1 protein-coding gene is annotated in these 1,937 nt (G+C 42.2%); it reads right to left on the bottom strand.

Annotation, left to right across the window (positions count from 1 at the left end; genetic code table 11):
* Window positions 1-514: 514 nt before the first annotated feature.
* On the bottom strand, window positions 515-1,804 hold the full coding sequence (locus AB5Z12_RS20685; RefSeq protein ID WP_226815963.1) for an IS110 family transposase: 1,290 nt from the start codon (window positions 1,802-1,804) through the stop codon (window positions 515-517).
* Window positions 1,805-1,937 lie beyond the last annotated feature (133 nt).

Genomic DNA, 1,937 nt, shown 5'->3' with positions numbered 1-1,937 from the left:
TCCTCCCTATATAGTCAAGTCTTTTTTCCTTGAAAATCAAAGATTTTTTAGTGTTTCATCAATAAATATCTCAGAAGAAGGAGCCATAGGAATGGACATTTCTCTGTATCTGGTACGAAAATAGTGGATTTTGGGTGCACGAAGTAAAACGTCTTCTTATTTCGTTTTACATGGCCTTGTGTGTACCCATCCATCTACGGCAGCGAACCTCCCATGTCTACCAGGATCATCAGTCTATGCCGAGTCCTAACTTCTCTCGTCCCGCCTGTCCATAACCAGGGTGTCAGCTCAGCTCCTTTACAGGGTCATGCCCTCTGGAATATATTCCTGCCGACTACTGGCTCATTCTTTGTTTGTTGTATTACTGACTTCTTTCCTGTAACAGCACCTTCCGGTGGACGCTTTCCTGTTACATTCCATTTACTTCTTAATTCCAGCTATCATGGCTGGTCTCAGCCTTCCAGTTCCCTCTCTGAAGGACTCAGACCGGCCATGATACACTGTTTCTTTCTCTTTATGCTGCTGGCTGTATTTCTGGTCTTACGATGTCATTCAGCATCTTCTGACCATCATAATCTACACCTTTGGTTAGTATCGTATAAAATATCCGGATCAGCTTACATGCCACCGCTATCACTGACTGCATCTTTTTCAATGGATTTTTCTCCCTTGTCCGGTAATAACTATGGATCTCTTTGAACTCCTTGTTTTTTCCGATCACGGATATCGCAGATTCATACAATGCATATCTCAAACGCTTTCTTCCTCTGTGACTGATCCGGCTTTCTCCGTTGTGTTTCCCGGAGCTGTCCGCAACAATCGCATAACCGGCAAGCTTCTGCACCTGTTTTGGATTATCAAAACGTCCAATGTCTCCTACTTCTGCAATAAAGCAGCTCACCGTCTTTATCCCTATCCCATTGATCTTCATCAGCTTATCTATATAGGGAATCTCAGAAAGCGTTTTCTCTATCTCTTCCATAAGTTCATCCATCCGTTTCTTATATCCTTCGTAATCTTCCAGCAGGTTTCGGATCTCTTTTCTGGCACTTCTTGGTGCTTCCGTATTTCCGATGCTGTGCTCCGCTGCTGTTACCAGGGTCGTTGCCCTCTTAATCCCAGCGCCTTTCAGCCTTGCATCTCTCCATATCTTGTTTACACCTTCCACTCCAAGTTCCCTGATATCACAGGGCATCGGTGCCTGTTTGATTACCATCAGTCCGCTTACTGCATCCGGATTCCTGTAAACGTCTTTGATCTCCGGAAAATAAATGCTGAACCAGCGGGCCATCCTGTTTTTGATCCTTGTGATCTCTTCCTGTGTCTGAATTCGAAGGTTAGACAGATTTCTGATCTCTGCATAGATCCCGGTTGGAATATATGGATATGAAAATCTTCCTTCATTTACCAGACTTGCAATTGTTTTTGGATCTTTACGGTCATTTTTACTTGGATTATTGTCATCCAGCTCTTTGGATTTCTTGACATGATGCGGATTCACATGTACCGGCTTCATTCCCTGTTCCTGCAGGTACGCTCCAAGGTTCAGCCAATAGTGACCTGTTGGCTCCATTCCTGGAATAATAACTTCCATTTCATGTTTCTCTGCTATATCGTCCATCCATTCTTTGAATGCTGCAAATCCAGCTTCATCGTTACTGAAAGCAAACGGCTTCTTTGAGTACTCATAATTGCGCCAGCTAAAAGCCCTTGCATAATGGGTTTCACTTCCCACATCAATACCAATGATTAAAGTTTTTTCCGTAATAGATGCAATTTTTGCGTTCTGTGTGTTATAATTCATTTCAAGTACCTCACTGTTTAATAAGATTTTTTACTAACCGTGCAAAGTCAGTAATCTTATTTTACTCTGAGGTATTTTTTTCTCAACCTTCTTTCTCGGAATTCCTTATATTTAAATTATATAAGAAGCTCCT

This window comes from Ruminococcus sp. RTP21358st1_G6_RTP21358_211008, from assembly GCF_040908885.1.
GTDB lineage: Bacteria > Bacillota > Clostridia > Lachnospirales > Lachnospiraceae > Blautia_A > Blautia_A faecis.
This window is presented reverse-complemented; position numbering and strand designations above follow the sequence as displayed.

Coding starts and splice junctions, on each gene's coding strand:
- AB5Z12_RS20685 (WP_226815963.1), bottom strand. CDS start 1,804: ATGAATTATAACACACAGAACGCAAAAATTGCATCTATTACGGAAAAA.